Source organism: Citrobacter sp. wls829, from assembly GCF_005280825.1.
In the GTDB taxonomy this organism is placed as follows: Bacteria; Pseudomonadota; Gammaproteobacteria; order Enterobacterales; family Enterobacteriaceae; genus Citrobacter; species Citrobacter gillenii.
In genome coordinates, this window is sequence record NZ_SZWP01000016.1 from 13,550 (window position 1) to 35,177 (window position 21,628).

Annotated in this window: 20 protein-coding genes and 1 pseudogene; 11 read left to right on the top strand and 10 right to left on the bottom strand. The window is 51.9% G+C overall.

The features are described 5' to 3' along the window. The first annotated feature begins 66 nt into the window (after nt 1–66). Together FDW88_RS01700 and FDW88_RS01705 are read left to right on the top strand one after the other, a co-directional pair. Entirely contained in the window at nt 67–897 is an 831-nt protein-coding gene (locus FDW88_RS01700) for an aminoglycoside phosphotransferase family protein (RefSeq protein ID WP_137361896.1), read from the top strand. A gap of 121 nt (nt 898–1,018) precedes the next feature. After that, entirely contained in the window at nt 1,019–2,047 is a 1,029-nt protein-coding gene (locus FDW88_RS01705; RefSeq protein WP_115258546.1) for a HoxN/HupN/NixA family nickel/cobalt transporter, read from the top strand. A 57-nt stretch (nt 2,048–2,104) separates the two neighbouring features. Here the strand turns inward: FDW88_RS01705 and FDW88_RS01710 are convergent, their stop codons facing one another. Together FDW88_RS01710 and rstA are read right to left on the bottom strand one after the other, a co-directional pair. Continuing rightward, complete coding sequence (locus tag FDW88_RS01710; protein WP_115258545.1) at nt 2,105–3,457, bottom strand: L-cystine transporter; 1,353 nt, start codon at nt 3,455–3,457, stop codon at nt 2,105–2,107. Nucleotides 3,458–3,699: 242 nt separating this feature from the next. Continuing rightward, nucleotides 3,700–4,443: a two-component system response regulator RstA gene (gene rstA, locus FDW88_RS01715; RefSeq protein ID WP_096757115.1), complete on the bottom strand. Its 744-nt coding sequence runs from the start codon at nt 4,441–4,443 to the stop codon at nt 3,700–3,702. A gap of 117 nt (nt 4,444–4,560) precedes the next feature. On the opposite strand from rstA, the gene FDW88_RS01720 reads away from it, so the two are divergent. Further along, nucleotides 4,561–4,896 (top strand): GlpM family protein, encoded by a 336-nt coding sequence (locus tag FDW88_RS01720; protein ID WP_096757114.1) that lies wholly within the window; start codon nt 4,561–4,563, stop codon nt 4,894–4,896. Here the strand turns inward: FDW88_RS01720 and folM are convergent. The 3 genes from folM to ydgH all read right to left on the bottom strand — a co-directional run bounded on the left by folM (nt 4,893) and on the right by ydgH (nt 8,163). After that, nucleotides 4,893–5,612, bottom strand: coding sequence for a dihydromonapterin reductase (folM, locus tag FDW88_RS01725; RefSeq protein WP_096757113.1), 720 nt, complete (start codon nt 5,610–5,612; stop codon nt 4,893–4,895). The two genes, FDW88_RS01720 and folM, sit on opposite strands and share 4 nt — an antisense overlap. 37 nt (nt 5,613–5,649) lie before the next feature. Further along, the gene (locus FDW88_RS01730) at nt 5,650–7,032 is read right to left on the bottom strand and encodes an amino acid permease (protein ID WP_096757112.1); all 1,383 of its coding nucleotides are present in this window, start codon (nt 7,030–7,032) and stop codon (nt 5,650–5,652) included. A gap of 186 nt (nt 7,033–7,218) precedes the next feature. Further along, nucleotides 7,219–8,163: a DUF1471 family protein YdgH gene (ydgH, locus tag FDW88_RS01735; protein ID WP_096757111.1), complete on the bottom strand. Its 945-nt coding sequence runs from the start codon at nt 8,161–8,163 to the stop codon at nt 7,219–7,221. Between the two features lie 525 nt (nt 8,164–8,688). Here ydgH and pntA point away from each other — a divergent pair. Together pntA and pntB are read left to right on the top strand one after the other, a co-directional pair. Then, nucleotides 8,689–10,218, top strand: coding sequence for a Re/Si-specific NAD(P)(+) transhydrogenase subunit alpha (gene pntA / locus FDW88_RS01740; RefSeq protein WP_137361897.1), 1,530 nt, complete (start codon nt 8,689–8,691; stop codon nt 10,216–10,218). A 10-nt stretch (nt 10,219–10,228) separates the two neighbouring features. Then, on the top strand, nt 10,229–11,617 hold the full coding sequence (pntB, locus tag FDW88_RS01745) for a Re/Si-specific NAD(P)(+) transhydrogenase subunit beta (protein ID WP_096757109.1): 1,389 nt from the start codon (nt 10,229–10,231) through the stop codon (nt 11,615–11,617). 79 nt (nt 11,618–11,696) lie between these two features. On the opposite strand, the gene FDW88_RS01750 is transcribed toward pntB, so the two are convergent. Next, nucleotides 11,697–12,731, bottom strand: coding sequence for an AI-2E family transporter (locus FDW88_RS01750; protein ID WP_137361898.1), 1,035 nt, complete (start codon nt 12,729–12,731; stop codon nt 11,697–11,699). Between the two features lie 414 nt (nt 12,732–13,145). Here FDW88_RS01750 and mdtJ point away from each other — a divergent pair, with 414 nt between their 5' ends. Together mdtJ and mdtI are read left to right on the top strand one after the other, a co-directional pair. Next, on the top strand, nt 13,146–13,511 hold the full coding sequence (gene mdtJ, locus FDW88_RS01760; protein ID WP_170972989.1) for a multidrug/spermidine efflux SMR transporter subunit MdtJ: 366 nt from the start codon (nt 13,146–13,148) through the stop codon (nt 13,509–13,511). Then, nucleotides 13,498–13,827: a multidrug/spermidine efflux SMR transporter subunit MdtI gene (gene mdtI, locus FDW88_RS01765; RefSeq protein ID WP_040233868.1), complete on the top strand. Its 330-nt coding sequence runs from the start codon at nt 13,498–13,500 to the stop codon at nt 13,825–13,827. Before mdtJ ends, mdtI begins: the two co-directional genes overlap by 14 nt. 35 nt (nt 13,828–13,862) lie before the next feature. On the opposite strand, the gene FDW88_RS01770 is transcribed toward mdtI, so the two are convergent. The 3 genes from FDW88_RS01770 to FDW88_RS01780 form a co-directional block, all read right to left on the bottom strand. Continuing rightward, entirely contained in the window at nt 13,863–14,684 is an 822-nt protein-coding gene (locus FDW88_RS01770; RefSeq protein WP_137361899.1) for a serine protease, read from the bottom strand. A gap of 269 nt (nt 14,685–14,953) precedes the next feature. Then, nucleotides 14,954–15,274 (bottom strand): acid resistance repetitive basic protein Asr, encoded by a 321-nt coding sequence (gene asr, locus FDW88_RS01775; RefSeq protein WP_115259947.1) that lies wholly within the window; start codon nt 15,272–15,274, stop codon nt 14,954–14,956. 137 nt (nt 15,275–15,411) lie between these two features. Beyond that, nucleotides 15,412–16,899: a carboxypeptidase M32 gene (locus tag FDW88_RS01780; protein WP_137361900.1), complete on the bottom strand. Its 1,488-nt coding sequence runs from the start codon at nt 16,897–16,899 to the stop codon at nt 15,412–15,414. A 178-nt stretch (nt 16,900–17,077) separates the two neighbouring features. Here FDW88_RS01780 and FDW88_RS01785 point away from each other — a divergent pair, with 178 nt between their 5' ends. Next, entirely contained in the window at nt 17,078–17,767 is a 690-nt protein-coding gene (locus FDW88_RS01785; RefSeq protein WP_137361901.1) for a CPBP family intramembrane glutamic endopeptidase, read from the top strand. A 32-nt stretch (nt 17,768–17,799) separates the two neighbouring features. On the opposite strand, the gene FDW88_RS01790 is transcribed toward FDW88_RS01785, so the two are convergent. Continuing rightward, nucleotides 17,800–19,053, bottom strand: a complete 1,254-nt coding sequence (locus tag FDW88_RS01790) for an MFS transporter (RefSeq protein ID WP_137361902.1) — start codon at nt 19,051–19,053, stop codon at nt 17,800–17,802. A 96-nt stretch (nt 19,054–19,149) separates the two neighbouring features. Between FDW88_RS01790 and FDW88_RS01795 the strand changes: the two genes are divergently transcribed. The 3 genes and pseudogenes from FDW88_RS01795 to FDW88_RS01805 form a co-directional block, all read left to right on the top strand. Further along, a complete protein-coding gene (locus tag FDW88_RS01795) occupies nt 19,150–20,049 on the top strand; it encodes a LysR family transcriptional regulator (protein ID WP_117343086.1) in 900 nt (299 codons plus the stop codon). A gap of 128 nt (nt 20,050–20,177) precedes the next feature. After that, nucleotides 20,178–21,398, top strand: coding sequence for a sugar metabolism global transcriptional regulator Mlc (mlc, locus tag FDW88_RS01800; protein ID WP_115259946.1), 1,221 nt, complete (start codon nt 20,178–20,180; stop codon nt 21,396–21,398). 125 nt (nt 21,399–21,523) lie between these two features. Further along, nucleotides 21,524–21,604: pseudogene (locus tag FDW88_RS01805) on the top strand (AAA family ATPase); the annotation flags it as partial. Nucleotides 21,605–21,628 lie beyond the last annotated feature (24 nt).

A 21,628-nucleotide genomic window follows, 5' to 3' on the forward strand; every position in this document is an offset into this window, starting at 1 on the left:
AATCTCGCTAATGTTCCACCAGCGATTCACTCAGGCTGAAGAGGGTGGTATTACTTTGGAAAGCATATGTTCAGTACCTGGTTAAGCCGCTGGAAACTCATCCATGATGGTGCTCCCATCGTGACTCATACATCGTATCTGCTACCCGTGACAACAATTCACGGTGGCAAGAAAGCCATTCTTAAACTCACGGATGATGACAGTGAGCGAATCGGTTGTCAGTTGATGACCTGGTGGAACGGGAAAGGGGCGGCGAGGGTGCTGGCTCATGAAAATGGGGCGATTCTGTTAGAACGTGCCACAGGGACACAATCGCTGACGGATATGTCCCGGGAAGACCAGGATGCGCGAGCCTGCCGCATCATTTGCCAAACTGCCCGTCGACTCCATGTTGCGGCAGATACCTCAACACCGCTGCTCACGCCGCTTGAACATTGGTTTCGCGATCTTGAGCCGACAGCGCAACGTTTTGGTGGGATCATGCTTCGTTGCGCGCAGGCAGCCAATGTGCTTTTCTCCACTGCGCAAGATGTCGTGGTGCTGCACGGTGATTTACACCACGGTAATGTGCTTGATTTTGCAGAGTCTGGATGGCTGGCTATCGATCCGAAAGGGTTGTTGGGTGAGCGTGGGTTTGATTACGCCAATATTTTCACCAATCCCGATCTTGCCGATCCTGGTATTGGCATCGCCATTGATCCATCGCGGTTCACCCAGCGCGTCAACATCGTTTCAGAGGCTGCCGGACTTAAACGCGAGCGTCTTCTTCTGTGGATCGCGGCATGGTGTGGGCTTTCATCCGCCTGGTTTCTGCAAGACGGGGGCACTGCGGTAATAACCCTGCGGGTGGCGGATCTCGCGTTTGCTGAACTGGACTCAGGGTCTCTGCAACTTTGATCTACGACACGCGTCAGCAATTTTAAACCGTTATCATTAGGCTGATAAATATTTAGATTACCAATCAGTAAATGGCGGGTTAGGTTGTGTCTCTTATGAATAAGTTAATGGGCCGAAAACAATGAACACGTTGTTTTCAGTGTGCAAAAAACGTCCGGATATTATGCTGCTGGTGGCGATTTTGGTCGGGGCAAACATTGTGGCGTGGCTGTGGGCTTTCACGGTGTTTAGTCATCATACCTCGCTTCTGGCGCTGAGCCTGGTCGCCTGGTGCTACGGTTTGCGCCACGCCGTGGATGCCGATCATATCGCCGCCATCGACAGCGCAACCCGCAAACTGATGCAGCAAAAAAAGCGCGCATTGACCACCGGGGCATGGTTTTCTCTCGGACATTCCACCATTGTGGTACTGGCAAGTATTGGCATCGCCCTCACTACCAGCGTGTTTAAACATCATATGGCATGGTTGCAGAATGTTGGGGGCGTGATCGGTACGGCCGTTTCTGCAGCGTTCTTGCTGATTCTGGCGACCATCAATCTGATTATCTTCTGCCAGGTATGGAAGGCATTCCGTCATTTAAAACGTACGGGCACCTATTACGGAACCGCGGAAGAAATCACGATTTCAGGGCCTCTGAGTTGGCTCTTCCGCTCGGCCTTTAGGCTGGTGGGCAAAGACTGGCATATGTATTTTGTCGGCTTTTTGTTTGGCCTGGGTTTTGATACTGCCACAGAAATTTCGCTGTTAGGCATTTCTGCTTCAGGTGCTTCCAGTGGGATGTCCATCTGGTCCATTCTGGTGTTTCCGGCATTGTTTACCTGTGGCATGGCGTTAATTGATTGCCTCGACAGTATTCTGATGGTCGAGGCCTACGGCTGGGCCTTTAATAAGCCGCAGCGGAAGCTGTATTACAATATGACCATCACCGGAACCTCGGTGATTGTGGCGGTATTTATTGGCGGGCTGGAAGCGTTAGGATTACTGTCCGATGCGTTTTCACTTCAGGGCGGAATGTGGGATACGGTAAGTAATATGAGTGACCACATGGGTAATGTTGGTTTTATGATTATTGCTGTATTTCTCGGTTGCTGGATCCTCTCCGCGCTGAATTATCGCTGGAAAAACTATGACAGGTTGATGCTCAGTTAACCTAAATAAAGCCTTCCTGTCAGCGGGAAGGCTATTATCTGGCACTGCTCTGAACGGTTATTCAGCGTTGCTGAGCGATGTGGACGGTTGCTGCGCGGACGTTTCTTTACGCAAAATTCGGTTAGCCAGCACGCCCGACATCATCGAACCGTTGACGTTTAATGCAGTCCTCGCCATATCGACAATCGGCTCAATAGCAATAAAAATCCCCACCAGCGCGACCGGAAAATTCAGCGTGGAAAGCACAATCAGTGCGGCAAACGTCCCACCACCACCGACGCCCGCCACCCCAATCGATCCCAGCGCAATCGCCGGTAGCATCGCGAGCAGAAAATGTACCGACAGCGGATCGATGCCCATTGTCGGTGCAATCATTGCTACCATAATCGCAGGGTAAATCCCGGCACAGCCATTCTGGCCCATGCTGGAGCCAAATGAAGCCGCGATATTGGCAATGGTATTTTGTACGCCAAATTTTTCCTGCGCGGTAATGGCCAGTGGAATAGAGGCAGCGCTGCTGCGCGAAACAAACGCAAAGGTTAAAACCGGCCACACGGTTTTAAAATAGCGCACAGGATTGTTTCCGCTAAGCAGCAAAATTAGCGCATGCACGATAAACATCATCAGCACGGCAATGTAGCAGGCGGCAATAAAGCCTAACAAACTGGCAAATTGTTCAAACCGATAAGCGGAAAATACGCCAGCCATTAATGCCATCACGCCATAGGGGGTGAGGGCAATAACGATGCGCACCATTTTCATCACCCAAATCTGGATGGCGTTAATGCCCGCGCTTAATTTTTCACCTTCTTGCGGTGCATCTTGTTTTACTTTTAATAATGCTACCCCGGCAAGCAGAGTGAAAATCACAATACCAATAACAGAAACGCTTCTGGCCCCGGTAAGATCGAGGAAGATATTGGTGGGGATCAGCGAGGTGACTAGCTTAGGCAGTGAAACTGCGGCTGTTTTACTCACATCCTCAGCCGTCAACGTTGACTGCATATGGCCAAACGCGCTCGCATCCAGACCTAAAACGTGGGCGGTGAGCAGGCCAACAAATCCGGCGATCATCACCAGGCAGAGCATGCTCCCTACGATAGTGAGTGACATTTTGCCAATTCCGGCGCTGTTTTCGAGCTTATTAATCGCCGACAGGATAGAGATAAAGATTAGCGGAACCGCAACCAGTTTGAGTAAATTGACATAACCGTTACCGATGACGTTATACCAGTCGATAATTGTTTTGCTGTTGTCGGCTGCAATAAAATGCAGGGATAAGCCAATAACGGCACCGATAAAAATGGCAATGAAAACGCTTTTGGACAGGGAGTGACTTTTTTGGTCGATTCTGAATACAGCCCATGAACAAACCAAAAATAACGCGATATACGCGAGAGTAACGAACATAATGTAGCCTCTTGCCTCATTCAGCACCTGAAATGCCGGAAAGAGAGTGTATTTTTGAAATAAAACGCTGAGCCATAGTGGCTCAGGACCGGGACGGATTATAGGGAGGGGGACCACTGACAGCCACACAAAAAGTGTGGTTCAGACCGAGACGAGGTCTTTATGCTTATCCTGTAGACGATTTGCGTGACAGTGTAACGTTAAATGGCGAATTTGGCTGGGTTAAAACCAGCCTGGCGGGGTTATTTGCGTGGTTCATCATCCCAGGCGTGCGGGGCAAACAAATAGCCTTTATTACGGATGGTCTTGATGCGGTACGGCTCTGTGGCGTTATCCAGCAGTTTTTTGCGCAGTCTGGAAATCGCCACATCAACGCTGCGATCCATCCCGTCATAACTCACACCACGCAGATTTTTCAGCAACGCATCGCGATCCATAATGTGTCCCGCATGGGTTGCCAGCTCCCACAGTAGTTCGAAATCGGCGGTAGATAGCGAAACGGGGTCACCAGCAAGTAGCACGGAACGATTGGTTGGATCGATAGTTAGCGTACCAAAGCGCAGTATGGTATGCGGCGTAAGGGTGGCCGCCTGAATACCTTTTGACTGCGTCGAATGTTCGTTCTGGCGTAAATGCAGGCGCAGGCGGGCCAGCAGCACCGCCGGCGGCGTCGTTTTCAGAATGTAGTCACAGGCTCCCATTTCGAGCGCCAGTATATGGTTCATATCGCTGTCGAGAGACGTCAGCAGAACAATTGGACCCTGCCAGCGCCCGCGCAAATCACGACAGATGGTCATTCCGTCTTTACCAGGCAGCATAATGTCTAACAACACCAGGTCGGGTTGAACCTGCAGGACCTTCTCTTCGGCTACATCGCCGCGCGGTTCAAGGATGACCTCGATATCATGCCGGGCCAGGTAGGCGGCAATCAGCGAACCGACTTCAGGATCATCTTCAACAAATACGATGGTGTTCATATCATTCATTTTGATTATAAAGTGCCAACATACACCGCCCCTGTTTTTCCTTCCATTAATCTTTTCTAAACGAGAACGCTTCCGTTATGCTAGGGGCTGATGTTATTGATGTGTTAAGGCAAAGTGATGGGGTTACTTATAAAAGCGGCGCTGGGTGCGCTGGTGGTGGTGTTGATTGGCGTGCTGGCTAAAACAAAGAATTACTATATTGCCGGATTAATTCCGCTGTTCCCGACATTTGCGCTGATCGCTCACTATATTGTGGCCAGCGAGCGCGGTATTGAAGCGTTACGCACCACAATTGTCTTCAGTATGTGGTCAATTATTCCCTATTTTGTCTACCTTGTTTCACTGTGGTACTTCACCGGGTTTATGCGCCTGCCCGTCGCGCTCGGCGGGGCGGTAGTCTGCTGGGGCCTGAGCGCGTGGTTGCTGATTATTTGTTGGGTAAAACTGCACTAACGCAGGTGGCGACCGCCATCCAGGGCAAAACTACGCCCGGTGACAAAACAGCTGGTCAACAGATAATCGATTAACTCAATGACCTCTTTCTCGCCGGGCGCGGTTTTCATCAGTGACTTGTTCAGAGCCTGCTGACGATATTCGGCGTCGTCATCTTCGTTAAACAGAATAAGCGATGGGGCGATGGCGTTCACTTTGACTTCTGGTGCCAGTTTACGCGCGAATGAGCGGGTCATGTTGTCCAGTGCAGCCTTGCTGGCGGCATACGCGATATGTTTGTCGCTGCCGCGCTCGACGACGTAATCTGTAAAATGGATGATGTCGCCGGCGGCGTGGCCGTGACCGCGCAGCAGGCCCTCCAGCGCGTGGTTGAGCAGGTAGGGTGTGTTGACATGGATCTGCATCATGCTGGACAACACGTCAGACAGCGGTTTACCAGGTTTTTCTGCAACCCAGGCGCTGGCATTGTGCACGATGGCGCGTAATCCATCCGTTCGGTTTTTTACGTCATCAGCGAAGGCCAGCACGCCGGCATCGGTCGAAAAATCGGCCTGAATGCACACCGCGCCGGCTTCTTGCAGACCATCAATCGATGGATAATGCGTACGATAGCTGATAATTACCGGCTGTTTTTGATTCAAAAAATGCCATGCAATTGCGAGGCCGATGCGACGGCCTGCGCCGGTGATAAGTATTGGCAGGGGCTTTTTACCCATCGTAATCTCCATTAACATCAAACGATGGGTATGACGTTTACCCCATCAACATCCAGGTAGCCGGAACGGCGGCGACCAGCAGCAGGCCGATCAAAACCAATTCCTGGCGGTTCAGCACGTTATCGTGCGTGTGCGTTTTTCTGGCGTAAAGAAAGACCAATAATCCTGGCGCATACAGCACCACAGACAGCAACAGGTGCATTGGGCCAGAAGCATATAATAACCATAAGCCATAAATGCAGGCACCGACACCAACAGCCTGATGAATCGGGCGGGTGGCGATTTTCAGCAAAAATGCGCCAACGAGAAAATAAGGCACCAGAATCATCTCGGAGGCAATCGTCAGCAGCGTATTATAGTCAGAGCCTGTGAGCCAGATCAGCACCAGACACACCTGTACGCAGATATTGGTGAGCCACAGTGAAGACGACGGTGCACCTTGCGCATTTTGACGTGCGAAAATGCGCGGGAACGCTTTGTGCGTCGATGCCAGAAACGGCACTTCGGCTGCCATAATCGTCCAGCTTAAATAGGCACCGCAGACGGAAACTATCAGACCGGCCGCAATAATAATTTCACCCCACGGCCCCATCATTTTGACCATCAGTCCGGCCATTGACGGGTTACGGATTTCAGCCAGTTCCGGGCGAGCAACCACGCCAAGGGAAAGCAGGGTAACCAACAGATAAACACCCAGCGCGGCCAATACCGCCAGCAGCGTGGCACGACCGACATCGCGTTTATTGCGGGCACGTGCTGACACTACGACCGCGCCTTCTACCCCGATAAACACCCACAGCGTGATGAGCATGGTGTTTTTGACCTGTTCCCAGACCGGAACACCCAGCGCAATACCGGTAAAATCCAGAGTAAAGGTATCAAGCTTAAACAGCATAAAGGCCAGCACGACAAACAGACCCAGCGGCAATAATTTCGCCAGTGTCGCTACCAGGTTAATGCTGGCGGCGGTTTGTACACCGCGTAATACCAGAAAATGGACCACCCACAGCAGCACTGAGGCCCCGACGATAGACTGCCAGGTATTTCCATCGCCAAATAAACGCAATTCAGGCGTATCGGTGAAGAAGCTGAGTGCGGAAAAAACGATCACCAGATAAGAAACGTTGGCGATAACGGCACACAGCCAGTAACCCCATGCCGAGCAGAAACCAATCAGTTCGCCAAAACCTTCACGGGCGTAGGTAAAAATACCGCCGTCCAGATCGGGACGGATGCGCGTCAGGATGAGCATGGCAAAGGCCAGCAGGAGAATTCCCGCGCCGGTAATCGCCCAACCAATCAGTAATGCGGCCGGGCTGGCAACCGCTGCCATATTTTGTGGCAGGCTGAAAACGCCCGCGCCGAGCATTGAGCTTAAAACCAGCGCGGTCAGTGCGCTCAGACCCAATTTCTTTTCCATTTGTATCCAGTGACAAAAACGAGAGTGAGAGAATAATTATTTTGGCAAACCGCATAAAAATGGAGGAAGCCACTAAGGCGCGGAATTTTACGGAGAGAAGGGAGCGCATGCAATGGGCATGGGGAGATTTGTGACTAAAAATGCGAAAGGCGGCAAAAAGCCGCCTTATATTGTTACTCGTGACCGTTATTTATACAGATCGGCACTGATGGTCACGTTGTTACCACGTTCCTGCCACTGGCGGGTAATGTGGTAGTACTTGGCGCCTTTTTTCGCGGCACGTTTAGCAACCTGATAAGAAACTTCAGTCATGTTGCCGTAGTTACCGGTGAACTTGATACTGTCAAACGGCACCATCATGGCGGCGGTTGCTTTGTTCAGTTCTTCTACTTTCGTACCATCCGGAAGCGTGACGGTGTAACGTCCACCTTTGGTTGACTGCGTTTCGAAGAAACGACCCACTTCTGCACTCGGAGATGCGGTGGTAGCTACGCCCGGGATCTCAACTTTCTTCGCGGCTTCGCCACCGGCTGCTAATGCTGCACGTCCGGCATCAGAATCAGCTGGGATGGCGTCAGGGCTTTGTACAACACGTTTTTTCGCATCGGCTTTATAGACAAATGCGGTAATACGCTGGTTGCCACCCTGGTTAGCATCGACCTGACGGACAATATAGAAAGAGTAAGCCCCTTTTTCTCTCGCCGCTTTGGTGATGGCGTCATTGACTTCAGGCTGGCTACGGTAGAAACCCTGTACCGTGACGGTATCGTACGGTTCCAGCAGGACAGCCTGATCTTTGGGTAATTCTACAACACCGTTGATGACGCGATTTTTGTTAGCTTCCGCTTTTTCAGCGTCGGCTTTATAGACGTCGGCAACAACACGCCAGTTACCGCCGCTGCCAAAATCTGAGGTATCAACAACGTAAAAGGAGGCTGCACCGTCTTTATCTGCACGGCGGGATACGGCGGCAACCGCATCACCGATAGCATTAAAACGGCCGGTCACCACAATGCGGTCATAGGGTTTCAGGGCAGCCGCTTGCTCCGGCGTCAATTCTGTCGCTGCATTTACAGAAAAAGCAGTCGCAGAAAGAAGTGCGGACGCCAGGAGAGTGTTCTTAAGCTTCATAAAAATAATCCTTCGCCTTGCGCAAACCAGGTACTGGTATTGTTATTGACTAGAAACGTGGCTGATTATTGCATTTAAATTGTGTCAGTGTCTGCGTCATTTTTCACTCATCGTGCCAGCCGTCGTAACAACATCGATAACATTTCGTGATATGTCTAAAAATTCGGCATTTCAGCGCTAAAACTGATAAATCGGTTGAGTTTCATAAGTTAATTTAATGTTAATCAATTGTTCCGTGGTGGCGCTTAATCATGTTTTGCCGCTTGGCTTGAGCGATTTATCGGTCTTTGCGGGCTATTTCAAGGGCATTATCCCTGTCTGCGGGTTAATTCATCCCGGTTTTGCGAATTTCATAATAAATACTGTTTTTTGGCGCTAGATCACAGGCGTTAATTTCAGTAGGTTATACAGAGTTTGTTACTGTTTTATTTTGTTGGGGTAACACTTACCTCTTACGTAAGTGCGCGCAGGCCGCTTGCGAACATTGATAAACCATCATCAAAAATACAGATGGAAGGGAACATTATGCGAATTGGCATACCAAGAGAACGGTTAACCAATGAAACCCGCGTAGCAGCCACACCGAAGACGGTTGAGCAGCTGCTGAAGCTGGGTTTTAGCGTCGCGGTTGAAAGCGGCGCGGGTCAACTGGCAAGTTTTGACGACAAGGCGTTTGTGCAAGCGGGTGCGGAAATTGTTCACGGGGATGCGGTCTGGCAGTCAGAGATTATCCTGAAGGTCAACGCACCAGAAGAATTTGAGATTCCGTTGTTGAATCCGGGGACCACGCTGGTCAGTTTCCTCTGGCCGGCGCAAAACCCGGAGTTGCTGCAAAAACTCGCCGAGCGCAATGTCACCGTGATGGCAATGGACTCCGTACCGCGTATTTCGCGTGCGCAGTCGCTGGATGCCCTCAGTTCGATGGCCAACATCGCCGGATATCGCGCCATTGTTGAAGCGGCGCATGAGTTCGGTCGCTTCTTTACAGGACAAATTACCGCCGCGGGTAAGGTCCCGCCAGCCAAAGTGATGGTGATCGGTGCCGGGGTGGCGGGTCTTGCGGCCATTGGTGCGGCCAACAGCCTGGGGGCGATTGTTCGCGCCTTCGATACGCGCCCGGAAGTGAAAGAACAAGTGCAAAGTATGGGCGCTAAATTCCTCGAGCTGGATTTCAAAGAGGAAGCGGGCAGCGGCGATGGTTACGCCAAGGTGATGTCCGAAGCGTTTATCAAAGCGGAAATGGAACTGTTCGCCGCGCAGGCGAAAGACGTCGATATTATCGTCACCACCGCGTTGATTCCGGGTAAACCGGCCCCGAAACTGATCACCCGTGAAATGGTTGACTCCATGAAAGCGGGCAGCGTGATTGTCGATCTCGCTGCGCAAAACGGCGGTAACTGCGAATACACCGTGGCGAATCAGGTGACCACGACCGAGAACGGCGTCAAGGTTATTGGTTATACCGACCTTCCGGGCCGTTTGCCGACGCAGTCTTCCCAGCTATACGGGACCAACCTCGTTAACCTGCTGAAGCTGCTGTGCAAAGAGAAAGACGGCAATATCACCGTGGATTTCGACGATGTGGTGGTGCGCGGTGTGACGGTGGTTCGCGAAGGTGAAATCACCTGGCCTGCGCCGCCAATCCAGGTTTCCGCTCAGCCTCAGGCGGCAGCAAAAGCTGCACCTGCACCGGTTGAAGAGAAAAAACCAGTCTCACCGTGGCGTAAATACGCCCTGATGGCGTTGGTGGTTATTCTGTTTGGCTGGCTGGCCGATGTGGCGCCAAAAGAGTTCCTTGGCCACTTTACCGTGTTCGCGCTTTCCTGCGTGGTCGGTTACTACGTGGTCTGGAACGTGTCGCATGCGCTGCATACGCCGCTGATGTCTGTGACGAACGCCATCTCCGGGATCATCGTTGTGGGGGCATTATTGCAGATTGGCCAGGGTGGCTGGGTGAGTTTCCTGAGCTTTATCGCGGTACTTATTGCCAGCATTAATATTTTCGGTGGCTTCACCGTGACTCAGCGCATGCTGAAAATGTTCCGGAAAAACTAAGGGGTAGCACATGTCTGGAGGATTAGTTACAGCTGCATACATTGTTGCCGCGATCCTGTTTATTTTCAGCCTGGCGGGGCTTTCTAAGCATGAAACGTCCCAGCAGGGTAATAACTTCGGTATCGCCGGGATGGCGATTGCGCTGATTGCCACGATCTTTGGTCCGGATACCGGCAACGTCGCGTGGATTCTGGTTGCCATGATCATCGGTGGCGCGATTGGTATTCGTCTGGCGAAGAAAGTCGAAATGACCGAGATGCCGGAGTTGGTGGCGATCCTGCACAGCTTCGTTGGCCTGGCGGCGGTGCTGGTTGGTTTTAACAGCTACCTGTATCACGAAGCGGGTCTGGAACCGATTCTGGTGAATATTCACCTGACTGAAGTGTTCCTTGGCATCTTCATCGGTGCAGTGACCTTCACGGGTTCTATTGTGGCGTTTGGTAAACTGCGCGGCAAGATATCCTCTAAGCCGCTGATGCTGCCGAATCGCCACAAGCTGAACCTTGCGGCGCTGGTGGTTTCGTTCCTGCTGCTGGTGCTGTTCGTGCGTACTGAAAGCGTGGGTCTGCAGGTTCTGGCGTTGCTGGTGATGACCATTATCGCGCTGGCGTTTGGCTGGCATCTGGTGGCGTCTATCGGCGGGGCAGATATGCCGGTTGTGGTATCGATGCTGAACTCCTATTCAGGATGGGCGGCAGCGGCGGCGGGCTTTATGTTGAGCAACGATCTGCTGATTGTTACCGGTGCGCTGGTGGGTTCTTCGGGTGCGATCCTGTCTTACATTATGTGTAAGGCGATGAACCGCTCCTTCATCAGCGTCATTGCCGGTGGTTTTGGTACCGACGGTTCTTCTACTGGTGACGATCAGGAAGCGGGTGAGCATCGCGAGATTTCCGCGGAAGAAACGGCAGAAATGCTGAAGGATTCGCACTCGGTGATTATCACTCCAGGCTATGGCATGGCGGTGGCGCAGGCACAGTATCCGGTGGCCGAAATCACCGAAAAACTGCGTGCACGCGGCATCAAGGTGCGTTTCGGTATCCACCCGGTTGCCGGGCGTCTGCCGGGGCATATGAACGTGCTGCTGGCGGAAGCGAAGGTGCCTTACGATATCGTGCTGGAAATGGATGAAATCAACGATGATTTCGCTGATACAGACACCGTACTGGTCATCGGCGCGAACGATACCGTTAACCCGGCGGCGCTGGACGATCCGAAAAGCCCAATCGCCGGTATGCCGGTTCTGGAAGTGTGGAAGGCGCAGAACGTCATTGTGTTTAAACGTTCAATGAATACCGGTTATGCCGGCGTGCAGAACCCACTGTTCTTTAAAGATAACACCCATATGCTGTTTGGCGATGCCAAAGCCAGCGTGGATGCGATTCTGAAAGCGCTGTAATTATTACTAACATGTCATACGGCCTCCTCGGAGGCCGTTTTTTTATGGCACATTCCGCTTATTAGTGAGAGAGGCGGCTTCACGCTTTATTGAGATCGCCCAGCAAAACGGCAATGCTTTGGCCGCCTTCAGTTTGCTCAAGTGCAATTTTAACGATGATGGTGAGTGGGACAGAAAGCAGCATGCCAACCGGTCCCAGTAACCAGCCCCAGAATATCAACGACAGAAAAACCACCAGCGTCGATAGCCCCAGTCCGCGTCCCATGATGCGCGGTTCGAGAATGTTACCGAATATCAAGTTAATCGCCAGATAGCCCGCCAGCACCACCAGGGCATCGTAAAATCCGCTAAACACCAGTACCTGAGCAATAGGGGGGATCGCCGCCAGCACGGATCCGATATTGGGGATGTAGTTCAGCGCGAAAGCCAGCAGTCCCCAGACAAATGCGAAGCGGACATCCAGTGCGGCCAGCATGCCCCAGGCGACCAGACCGGTGACAATACTGATGGCCGTTTTGAGGACCAGGTAGTGTGACACGCTGTCGATTGCACGTTGAATAGCGGCCATTCCCTCAACGGGTCTGCTCATCATTTGTTTGAGTTTGCCGGGTAACTGTGGCACTTCCAGTAGCATAAACACGACGGTCAGCAGCAGTAAAAAGATAGATGACATGGCATTGGACAATTGCGTCAGCAAATTGGTCACCAGCGTCATCGCCGCATTAGGGTCGATATACTTCACGAGTTCGTCGACGGAAACACCCATTCCCGCGCGCTGCAGCCACGGTTCGATATTTTTCAGCGGGATAACCAGTGAAGAACGGTATTGCGGTAGCGTTCTCGCTAATTCATTTAAGGATGTCCCTAAATATGCTAAAAGCAGCACCATTAGCATCACAATAATAACCACCAGCAATGACACGGCTAATACTCGCGGAATGCGAAGTTTGACCATTCGCTGGACCACGGGATTAAGCACCACGGCAATAAATAACGCCAGAATAAAGGGGACAATGATATCGGCCGCAAAGCGGACGCCGGTCAGAATGATCACCAGCATGCCCAACATAATGACTAATTTTAGACCGCTAAGCGTGATAATGGGTTTCGCCATGTTTATTCCTGAAGAGTTATCCTGAACCTGGATAATAGTGTGATCTGCCTCGAGTCGTTATAACAAAAATCAAACGAACCAGGTAAAGAAGTGAAAAGATTTTGAGTTCGTCTTGAACCTATGATACAAATTGCGTGTGTTTAACTACCGAGGACAATTATCATCCGCGATGACGAGAAGCAACACTGCGGATAATTGTAATATTATGGACAATACGTTCAGGATGTTTTTGCGTTTACCTACACTTCTTCGTACCTCTTCTACTTTCCTGCTTGCAGGTGAGCAACTCTGGCGCAACGCGCTTTAGTCCCTTCTTCTGCCTGAGCTGGCGCTATGCGCTGAGCTATCTGATTTTATTTTTTGGTTTGCTGCATGCGGTAAGCCCAAAGGACTTTATTCTCTAGCAGGAGAAGTATCATGTTTTACTGGATTTTATTAGGTCTGGCCATTGCGGCTGAAATTACAGGTACGCTGTCGATGAAATGGGCAAGCGTAGGTAATGGTAATGCGGGCTTTATTTTAATGCTGGTAATGATCGCCTTATCGTATATTTTTCTCAGTTTCGCCGTTAAAAAAATCGCCCTCGGCGTGGCCTACGCGTTATGGGAAGGTATCGGTATTTTATTTATTACGCTGTTTAGCGTGCTGTTATTTGACGAAACCCTGTCGGCGATGAAGGTGGCCGGATTAGTCTCGCTAGTGTTCGGTATCGTGCTGATTAAATCAGGCACACGAAAGCCAGCAAAAGCGAGGGGCGAGGTGACCCATGCAGCAGTTTGAATGGGTTCACGGCGCCTGGTTGGGGATGGCCATCGTGCTGGAAATTGTCGCTAACGTCTTTTTGAAATTTTCCGATGGTTTTCGTCGTAAAGCCTATGGCGTGCTGTCATTGGTCGCCGTGCTGGCAGCCTTTAGTGCGCTGTCTCAGGCGGTAAAAGGCATCGACCTTTCCGTTGCTTATGCCCTGTGGGGGGGATTCGGGATTGCCGCCACGTTGGCCGCAGGCTGGGTGCTTTTTGGTCAGCGCCTGAATAATAAAGGCTGGATTGGCGTGGCATTGTTACTGGCCGGTATGATAATGATTAAACTCGCCTGATAAAAATGCTGCCTGTATCTGCGGGCAGCATGTTGTTATCCCTTCGCTAACGCGTCCAGTTTATCGCGAAAACCGGTGACCGAAATCGCGCGGTTATCGGCCCGCCAGCGATCTTTCGCCGCCGGAGCGGAGCTCTGCACACCAATCAATTGCCAGCCCGCATCTGTCTTCAGCATCAATGGGGAACCGCTGTCACCCGGGAGCGTGTCGCACTGATGAGACATGACGGTGTTTTGCGCCCAGCCGGTCACTACACAATCCTGATGCGCATACAGATCGTCCAGATGGTCTTCCGGGTAGCCTGACTGAGTGACTTTGCGATCGGCGGCTTTCAGCGCAGCGGTTAATGCGGTTTTATCGCCTTCATACAAGGGAAGCGGTGTAATTCCTGATGGGGGGTAACGCAACACCACCAGACCAAAATCCCAGGGTGCCGCAGAAGGGGGCACAATCCAGCCGTCGCCATCCGCTTTTAAGCGCTTGCCAAGTGAAGGATCAACCCGTGCCTCAATGCCGTGGATTTCATAGCGCCAGACGCCTTTTTTTGACACAAAGCGCAGCGCAACGGCTTTATCCGGCTTGCCTTTAGGGGGTGTTAACAGACAGTGCCCGGCGGTCAAGGCCAGATGCGGAGAAATGAGCGTGGCCGTACACAGGTTACCGCTGGCGGTTTCCAGTTGTCCGATGGCGTCCCAGGGCGATTGAGTCGGGTCTGGGATCTGTACGCGATCGTCATGACCAAAGAAGAGCGTTTTAATGTCTTCAGCTTCAGTGGCGGGCGTTTCTGGCCGATCCGCATGCGCAACGACAGGAGAAAGACAAATAGAACCCAGTAATACCGCAATGGTTTTATGCATATCACACTCTGGTGGGGAATTATGATTATTAAAAGCAAACCCTCAATGAATACTATAGACGGGACGGTGGGAAAGTGGGAGTAAAATCAGGTAACTACACTCAGGAAAGATAAAAGTGCGTGGCAATAAGGCCGCAAATTATCAGTGTAATAAGAATGAACTCAAAGCGGTAATGGGACACCCTTTTACCCTCCGAACGCGGCGCTAAACCGACAAGAGCTAGCGCCGTAGGCGCTGGCGTGGGGGACGCCAGCGTTATTTCTGACGGATTATGCCGCTGGCTGAGCCGCAGGTTTAGCTGCGTCGTGTTTTACGGCTTTTTTGCTGTGCTTTTTAGCTGCCTGTGCTTTTTGCTCTGGTGCTTTTTGTTCTGCAGCAGGTTTAGCGGTGGTTTTTTTGGTGTGTTTCTTGGCAGATTGCGCTTTCTGCGGTGCCGCCTTGTGCTGTTTTTTATGATGTGTGGTTTTAGCCGGGGCTGCTTTGGTGGTGGCTGCAGCGGCCGGAGTCGTGGTGGCCGTTGTTTCAGCAGCAAATGCAGCAGAAGACAGACCCATAGCAGCGGCAACAACCAGAGCTAATACTTTTTTCATTGTCATACCCTCGATTTGGTTTTTCATTCAACCCCACTGCGGGGCCGTTGAAATAACTATATCGCTGTAATATCAAGGCTTCCGTGAGTCATTGGTTTCGGCGTGTAACCATATGTACAATGACTCACGGTAAGCAATTACAGATAACGGGCTTCCAGATGTGCGCGGAAATAGCGGCTACTGAGTGGTTCACCGGTGGCCTGCGTAATCAGCTGTTCGGTGGTAAAGCGGCTACCGTGCTGCCAGATGTTCTGGCGTAACCAGTCAAACAGTGCGCTGAAATCACCCTGAGCAATGGCCGTTTCTAACCCCGGCAACGCGCGATTTGCCGCACTAAACAACTGTGCTGCATACATGGCTCCAAGGGTATAGGAAGGGAAGTAGCCAAAGCCACCGTCGGTCCAGTGGATATCCTGCATACACCCATTACGGTAATTGCCGATGGTTGACAGCCCCAGCCACGCCTGCATTTTCTCATTCCATAAGGCCGGAATATCATCGACTTCAATGTCGCCGTTAATCAGTGCTCGCTCGATTTCGTAGCGCAGGATCACGTGGGCGGGGTAGCTCACTTCATCGGCATCAACGCGGATAAAGCCCGGCTTCACCTGCTGGTTCCAGGCGATAAAATTGCTTTCTTCAAAGGCGGGTTGATCGCCAAAATGCCGCCTCACCGCCGGGATTAGCCGCGTCAGGAAGGCGCTGCTTCGACCCAGCTGCATTTCAAAGAACAGGCTTTGGGATTCATGAATGGCGGTCGAGCGTGCCAAGGCGATAGGTTGACCGGACCAGTTACGCGGCAGGTTCTGCTCATAGCGGGCATGGCCGGTTTCATGGATAACGCCAAACAGTGCGCTCAGCAGTTCGTTTTCATCATACCGTGTGGTGATACGCACATCTTCCGGTACGCCGCCGCAGAATGGGTGGGCGCTAATGTCCAGCCGTCCGCCCGCAAAGTCGAATCCCAACTGCGCCATGGTCTCAAGGCCTAACTCGCGCTGCACCGCCGTCGGGAAAGGGCCAACCGGCGCGATTAACGATTGCCGGGACTGTTTGGCGACCACCTTGCTTAACAGGTCCGGGAGCCAGCCTTTGAGGTCGGCGAATAACACGTCCAGGCGGGCGCTGGTCATGTCGGGTTCAAACACATCCAGCAGCGCATCATACGGTGAACAACCTTTGGCCTCGGCACGCAGCCTGGCCTCTTCGCGGCTGTACTTCACCACATCCTTCAGGTTCTCAGCAAAACCTTCCCAGTCATTGGCCGGGCGCTGGCTGCGCCAGGCGTGTTCGCAGCGGCTACCCGCAAGGGATTTGGCTTCAACCAGTGATTCCGGCAACAATGATGCCTGATGATGCAGACGCGACATTTCTCGCAAATTGGCCTGTTCAACATCATTCAATTCTTCGTGTTGCGCGCCGGCAATCCAGGTGGCGACCTTAGGATCGGTTAACAGTTGATGTTCCAGGACGTTCAGTTCCGCCAGCGCTTCGCCACGGGCCTGGCTGCCACCAGGAGGCATCATGGTGAACATGTCCCAACTGGCGATAGCCGATAGGTGGGAGAAGCGAGAGAGCCGCTGGAACGTGCGGGTGAGCTGTTGGTAATTCGTACTGTTACTCATTATTTTCGTTCTCGTTCTGTTGGACCAGACCTGTGAGTCTAACGTGATTTACCGCATTTACCCATTCCTCGGCAGAGAATGCGAAATGTTGGTAGCTTGTAAGTGATAATGATACTTTTTATCATAAACAAAATTTGATGTTTTAAACTATGGCGTAATCTTTTAGCAGGGAGCCGGTATGCAACAGGAAATCAGTAGTGACTATATCGCCAGAACTCGGGCAGTATCCGGTTGTTTTTCGATGTTTATTCTGATGTTTGGCCTCACGTTTGTCCCCCTTTTTTTTGCTGAAAGCGCGCTGTTACAGGCGCAGGGATTACTGTTCCCACTGCTGTTTGCTGTGGAGTTCGTTGTGCTGGTACCGCTGTATTATTTCTTTTTTAGTAAAAGAGCAGGTCTGGGAAAGGGCACGTTTAACGTGACGTGGTTTGGTATTTTATTTGTCGCACTTTTGCTGGTGCAGTTTGCCGGGCCCTGGCTGTTGGGAATAAGACAAAATGAAGAATGGGTGACAACCCAGGTATCACTACGTAGTTATGCGCTGTGGCTGTCGAGTTTGTCGCTGATATTTATTGCCCCGGTTTATGAGGAAATGATTTTCCGCGGCTGCCTGTTCAATGCCTTTCAGTACTGGTTCAAGGATAAAACCTGGTTGACGTCAGCGGTGGTGTCCGCCATTTTCGCGCTGATGCATACGCAGTATGTGGATTTTAGGACGTTATTGCTGTTGTTTATCGTGTCACTGGTTCTGATTTATGCCCGAATTAAAAGTAACGGCATACTGATGCCAATTATGCTGCATATCTTGATGAACGGGACGGTGGTGGGCATGCAAATCGCGGCCCAGGCATTCGTGCCGTCCACGTAATGCGGTGTGCCCGGCGATACCGGGCATCACAATCAGGCGTGCAAACGGTGATGTAAACAGGACCCCACCAGTAGCGCAAGGATCAGCATCAACGCAATAAACCCGCCGACGCCGTTCCAGCCGTAGTTATGCCAGAAAACGCCACCCAGCGTACCCGCAATGCTCGATCCCAGGTAATAACAGAACAGATACAACGACGAGGCCTGACCTTTGGCGCGTTTAGCGCGCGGACCAATCCAACTGCTGGCCACCGAATGTGCGGCAAAGAAACCGGCGGAAAAGAGCAGCATCCCGGCAAAAATCAGCCACAGTGAGGTGAACAGCGTCATCAACAAGCCTACGAGCATCACGCCAGTCGAGAACAACATCACCGGGCCACGACCGTAGCGGGTGGTCATTGACCCTGCTTTGGGGGAACTCCAGGTACCGGTAAGGTAAGCCACGGACAGCAGGCCGACCACCGCCTGACTGAGTTCCCAGGGCGACAGCATCAGGCGGTAGCCGATGTAGTTAAACAGCGTGACAAACGACCCCATCAATAAGAATCCGACCATGAAAAGTAGCGGCAATCCGGGGTCACGCCAGTGCAGGCGGAAATTAATAAACAATGACTTAGGCCGCAGTGACGTCGGTCTGAAGTGGCGGGATTCGGGTAAGATTTTCCAGAACATCAGCGCGGAGGCCAGCGCAAAACAGCCGATAGCCGCCAGCGCAATACGCCAGTTAAAAAAGTCGGTAAATACTCCGCTGATCAACCGGCCACTCATGCCGCCAATCGAGTTACCGCTGATATACAGCCCCATAGAAAAGGCGACAAAGCTAGGGTGGATCTCCTCGCTGAGATAGGTCATACCTACCGCGGCGACCCCGCTTAATGACAGGCCAATCAATGCACGCATGATCAGGATACCGTGCCAGCTGGTCATCATCGTTGAAAGTAAGGTGCAGCAGGAAGCCAGCAGGAGCGCGGTGACCATTACCGGCTTGCGGCCAATGGCGTCGGAAAGCGGGCCGGTAAACAGGAGACCGATTGCCAGCATGGCGGTGGAAATAGACAGTGAAATACTGCTGCTGGCAGGCGATACGCCAAACTCATGGGACAGTACCGGCAGGATCGGTTGTACACAATACAGCAGGGCAAATGTCGCCAGCCCGGCGGAAAACAGTGCCAGCGTGACGCGCATAAAAGAGGCGGTGCCGCGTTTTATAAACGCATCTGGCTGGGAGATAATCTGTTCATCAACATCGCTTGTCGGGGCAGTATCGACAGTAGTTGTACGGCTCACATGAAATCCATTGGGTATACAGGACTAGTCTTTAGAGTATGAAAATCACAATATTCTGTCTAATATATTAATAATCTCAAATAATATTTTAAAAATATGAATATTGAACTGCGTCACCTGCGCTACTTTGTGGCGGTTGCGGAAGAACTCCATTTTGGCCGTGCGGCGGCGCGGCTGAACATTTCCCAACCTCCATTGAGCCAACAGATCCAAATCCTCGAGCAGCAGGTGGGTGCCAGATTGCTGGCGCGAACCAACCGCAGCGTGGCGCTGACCGCCGCAGGCAGGCAGTTTCTGGCCGACAGTCGGCAGATCCTCGGGCTGGTGAATGAAGCCGCAGCAAGAGCTGAACGTCTGCATTTGGGCGAAGCGGGTGAGTTGCGTATCGGATTTACCTCCTCAGCACCGTTTATTAAGGCGGTGTCAGATACGCTGTCCTTTTTTCGCCAGGCTTACCCCGATGTGCATATGCAAACCCGTGAAATGAATACCCGCGAGCAGATTGCCCCATTAAGCGAAGGGACGCTGGATATGGGACTGCTGCGCAATACGCAACTGCCAGACACTCTGCACCGGGAGGTTATCCTGCACGAACCGCTGATGGCGATGATCCCTCGAGCGCATCCATTGGCACAAAAGCCGGTTGTTACTCTGGCGGAACTTTCCCGCGAGCCGTTTGTCTTTTTTGACCCGCACGTGGGGACCGGATTGTATGACGATATTCTTGGCCTGATGCGTCGCTACGACCTGAAGCCTACTATAACTCAGGAGGTCGGGGAGGCGATGACCATTATCGGCCTGGTGGCGGCGGGGTTGGGGGTGTCTATTCTGCCAGCCTCCTTTAAACGGGTACAGCTGTATGAAATGTGTTGGGTACCGATAGCAGAAGAGGATGCTGTATCTGAAATGTGGCTGGTGTGGCCTAAACATCGCGAGCAAAGCCATGCTGCGCAACGCTTTCGCCAGCAGCTTTTAGCGGCGGTACAGCGTGCTTAAATTAGTTTAAAAACCGGTGAAAATGTGCGGTAAATCACACGGCTAAGTAAAAAGTTGACGGAAACCATTGAAGTACTTCACCATAGCCTACAGATTATTTCGGAGCGCGAAAATAAAGGGAGTAAGTGGTGGTTGCTGATAGTCAGCCTGGGCATATCGATCAAATTAAGCAGACCAATGCGGGCGCGGTTTATCGCCTGATAGATCAGCTCGGACCGGTATCGCGTATTGATCTCTCTCGCCTGGCGCAATTAGCGCCTGCCAGTATTACCAAGATTGTCCGCGAAATGCTCGAAGCACATTTGGTGCAAGAACTGGAAATCAAAGAAGCCGGGAGTCGTGGGCGTCCGGCCGTTGGCCTGGTTGTCGAGACGGAAGCCTGGCACTACTTATCTATTCGTATCAGTCGTGGCGAAATTTTTCTCGCACTGCGCGATCTCAGCAGCAAACTGGTGGTTGAAGATTGCCTTGAAATGGCGCTGGTCTCCGAGATCCCGCTGCTCGATCGCGTGATTGCGCAGGTCGATCAATTCTTCATTCGTCATCAGCAAAAGCTTGAACGCTTAACGTCCATTGCCATCACCATGCCGGGCATTATCGATACCGAGAATGGCATCGTTCATCGCATGCCGTTTTACGATGACGTTAAAGAGATGCCACTGGGTGACGCGCTGGAGAGTCATACCGGGGTACCGGTATACATTCAGCACGATATCAGCGCCTGGACCATGGCTGAAGCGCTTTTTGGTGCATCGCGCGGTGCCCGCGACGTGATTCAGGTAGTGATTGACCACAACGTGGGCGCGGGGGTGATCACCGACGGCCATTTACTGCATGCGGGCAGCAGCAGTCTGGTCGAGATTGGCCATACGCAGGTGGACCCGTATGGCAAGCGTTGTTACTGCGGGAATCATGGGTGTCTGGAAACGATAGCCAGTGTAGACAGCGTTCTTGAACTCGCACAGGTGCGTCTGAAGCAGTCGATGAGCTCCTCACTGCATGGCCAACCGTTGACGGTGGATTCAATATGCCTTGCCGCCATGCAGGGTGATTTATTGGCGAAAGATATTATTAACGGCGTCGGTACGCATGTGGGACGCATCCTGGCCATCATGGTGAATTTATTCAACCCGCAAAAGATTTTGATCGGTTCTCCGCTCAGCAAGGCCGCAGATATTCTGTTTCCGACCATTGCTGACAGTATTCGCCAACAGGCGTTGCCAGCCTACAGTAAGCACATTGTTGTTGAGAGCACACAGTTTACCAATCAGGGAACGATGGCGGGGGCCGCACTCGTGAAGGACGCGATGTATAACGGTTCTTTGTTGATTCGTCTATTACAGGGTTAACATTTTTTAACTGTTGTACAAAAAATTGCGCTATCTCAAGCTGATTCAGGTTCTCTTACCTTAGACTTTCTCCACTGTATTATTTTCCTGGCTTATATTTTCAAAGCATAACGGTGGAGTTAGTGATGCTGAAGCGTTTCTTTATTACAGGTACAGACACTTCTGTTGGGAAGACAGTGGTTTCCCGCGCATTACTACAAGCGTTAGGGAAGGTGCGAACAAGTTCCTGA

Excerpts from the sequence above, each read along its gene's own strand:
- FDW88_RS01700 (WP_137361896.1), top strand. The coding sequence starts at position 67 with ATGTTCAGTACCTGGTTAAGCCGCTGGAAACTCATCCATGATGGTGCT.
- FDW88_RS01705 (WP_115258546.1), top strand. The coding sequence starts at position 1,019 with ATGAACACGTTGTTTTCAGTGTGCAAAAAACGTCCGGATATTATGCTG.
- FDW88_RS01710 (WP_115258545.1), bottom strand. The coding sequence starts at position 3,457 with ATGTTCGTTACTCTCGCGTATATCGCGTTATTTTTGGTTTGTTCATGG.
- rstA (WP_096757115.1), bottom strand. The coding sequence starts at position 4,443 with ATGAATGATATGAACACCATCGTATTTGTTGAAGATGATCCTGAAGTC.
- FDW88_RS01720 (WP_096757114.1), top strand. The coding sequence starts at position 4,561 with ATGGGGTTACTTATAAAAGCGGCGCTGGGTGCGCTGGTGGTGGTGTTG.
- folM (WP_096757113.1), bottom strand. The coding sequence starts at position 5,612 with ATGGGTAAAAAGCCCCTGCCAATACTTATCACCGGCGCAGGCCGTCGC.
- FDW88_RS01730 (WP_096757112.1), bottom strand. The coding sequence starts at position 7,032 with ATGGAAAAGAAATTGGGTCTGAGCGCACTGACCGCGCTGGTTTTAAGC.
- ydgH (WP_096757111.1), bottom strand. The coding sequence starts at position 8,163 with ATGAAGCTTAAGAACACTCTCCTGGCGTCCGCACTTCTTTCTGCGACT.
- pntA (WP_137361897.1), top strand. The coding sequence starts at position 8,689 with ATGCGAATTGGCATACCAAGAGAACGGTTAACCAATGAAACCCGCGTA.
- pntB (WP_096757109.1), top strand. The coding sequence starts at position 10,229 with ATGTCTGGAGGATTAGTTACAGCTGCATACATTGTTGCCGCGATCCTG.
- FDW88_RS01750 (WP_137361898.1), bottom strand. The coding sequence starts at position 12,731 with ATGGCGAAACCCATTATCACGCTTAGCGGTCTAAAATTAGTCATTATG.
- mdtI (WP_040233868.1), top strand. The coding sequence starts at position 13,498 with ATGCAGCAGTTTGAATGGGTTCACGGCGCCTGGTTGGGGATGGCCATC.
- FDW88_RS01770 (WP_137361899.1), bottom strand. The coding sequence starts at position 14,684 with ATGCATAAAACCATTGCGGTATTACTGGGTTCTATTTGTCTTTCTCCT.
- asr (WP_115259947.1), bottom strand. The coding sequence starts at position 15,274 with ATGAAAAAAGTATTAGCTCTGGTTGTTGCCGCTGCTATGGGTCTGTCT.
- FDW88_RS01780 (WP_137361900.1), bottom strand. The coding sequence starts at position 16,899 with ATGAGTAACAGTACGAATTACCAACAGCTCACCCGCACGTTCCAGCGG.
- FDW88_RS01785 (WP_137361901.1), top strand. The coding sequence starts at position 17,078 with ATGCAACAGGAAATCAGTAGTGACTATATCGCCAGAACTCGGGCAGTA.
- FDW88_RS01795 (WP_117343086.1), top strand. The coding sequence starts at position 19,150 with ATGAATATTGAACTGCGTCACCTGCGCTACTTTGTGGCGGTTGCGGAA.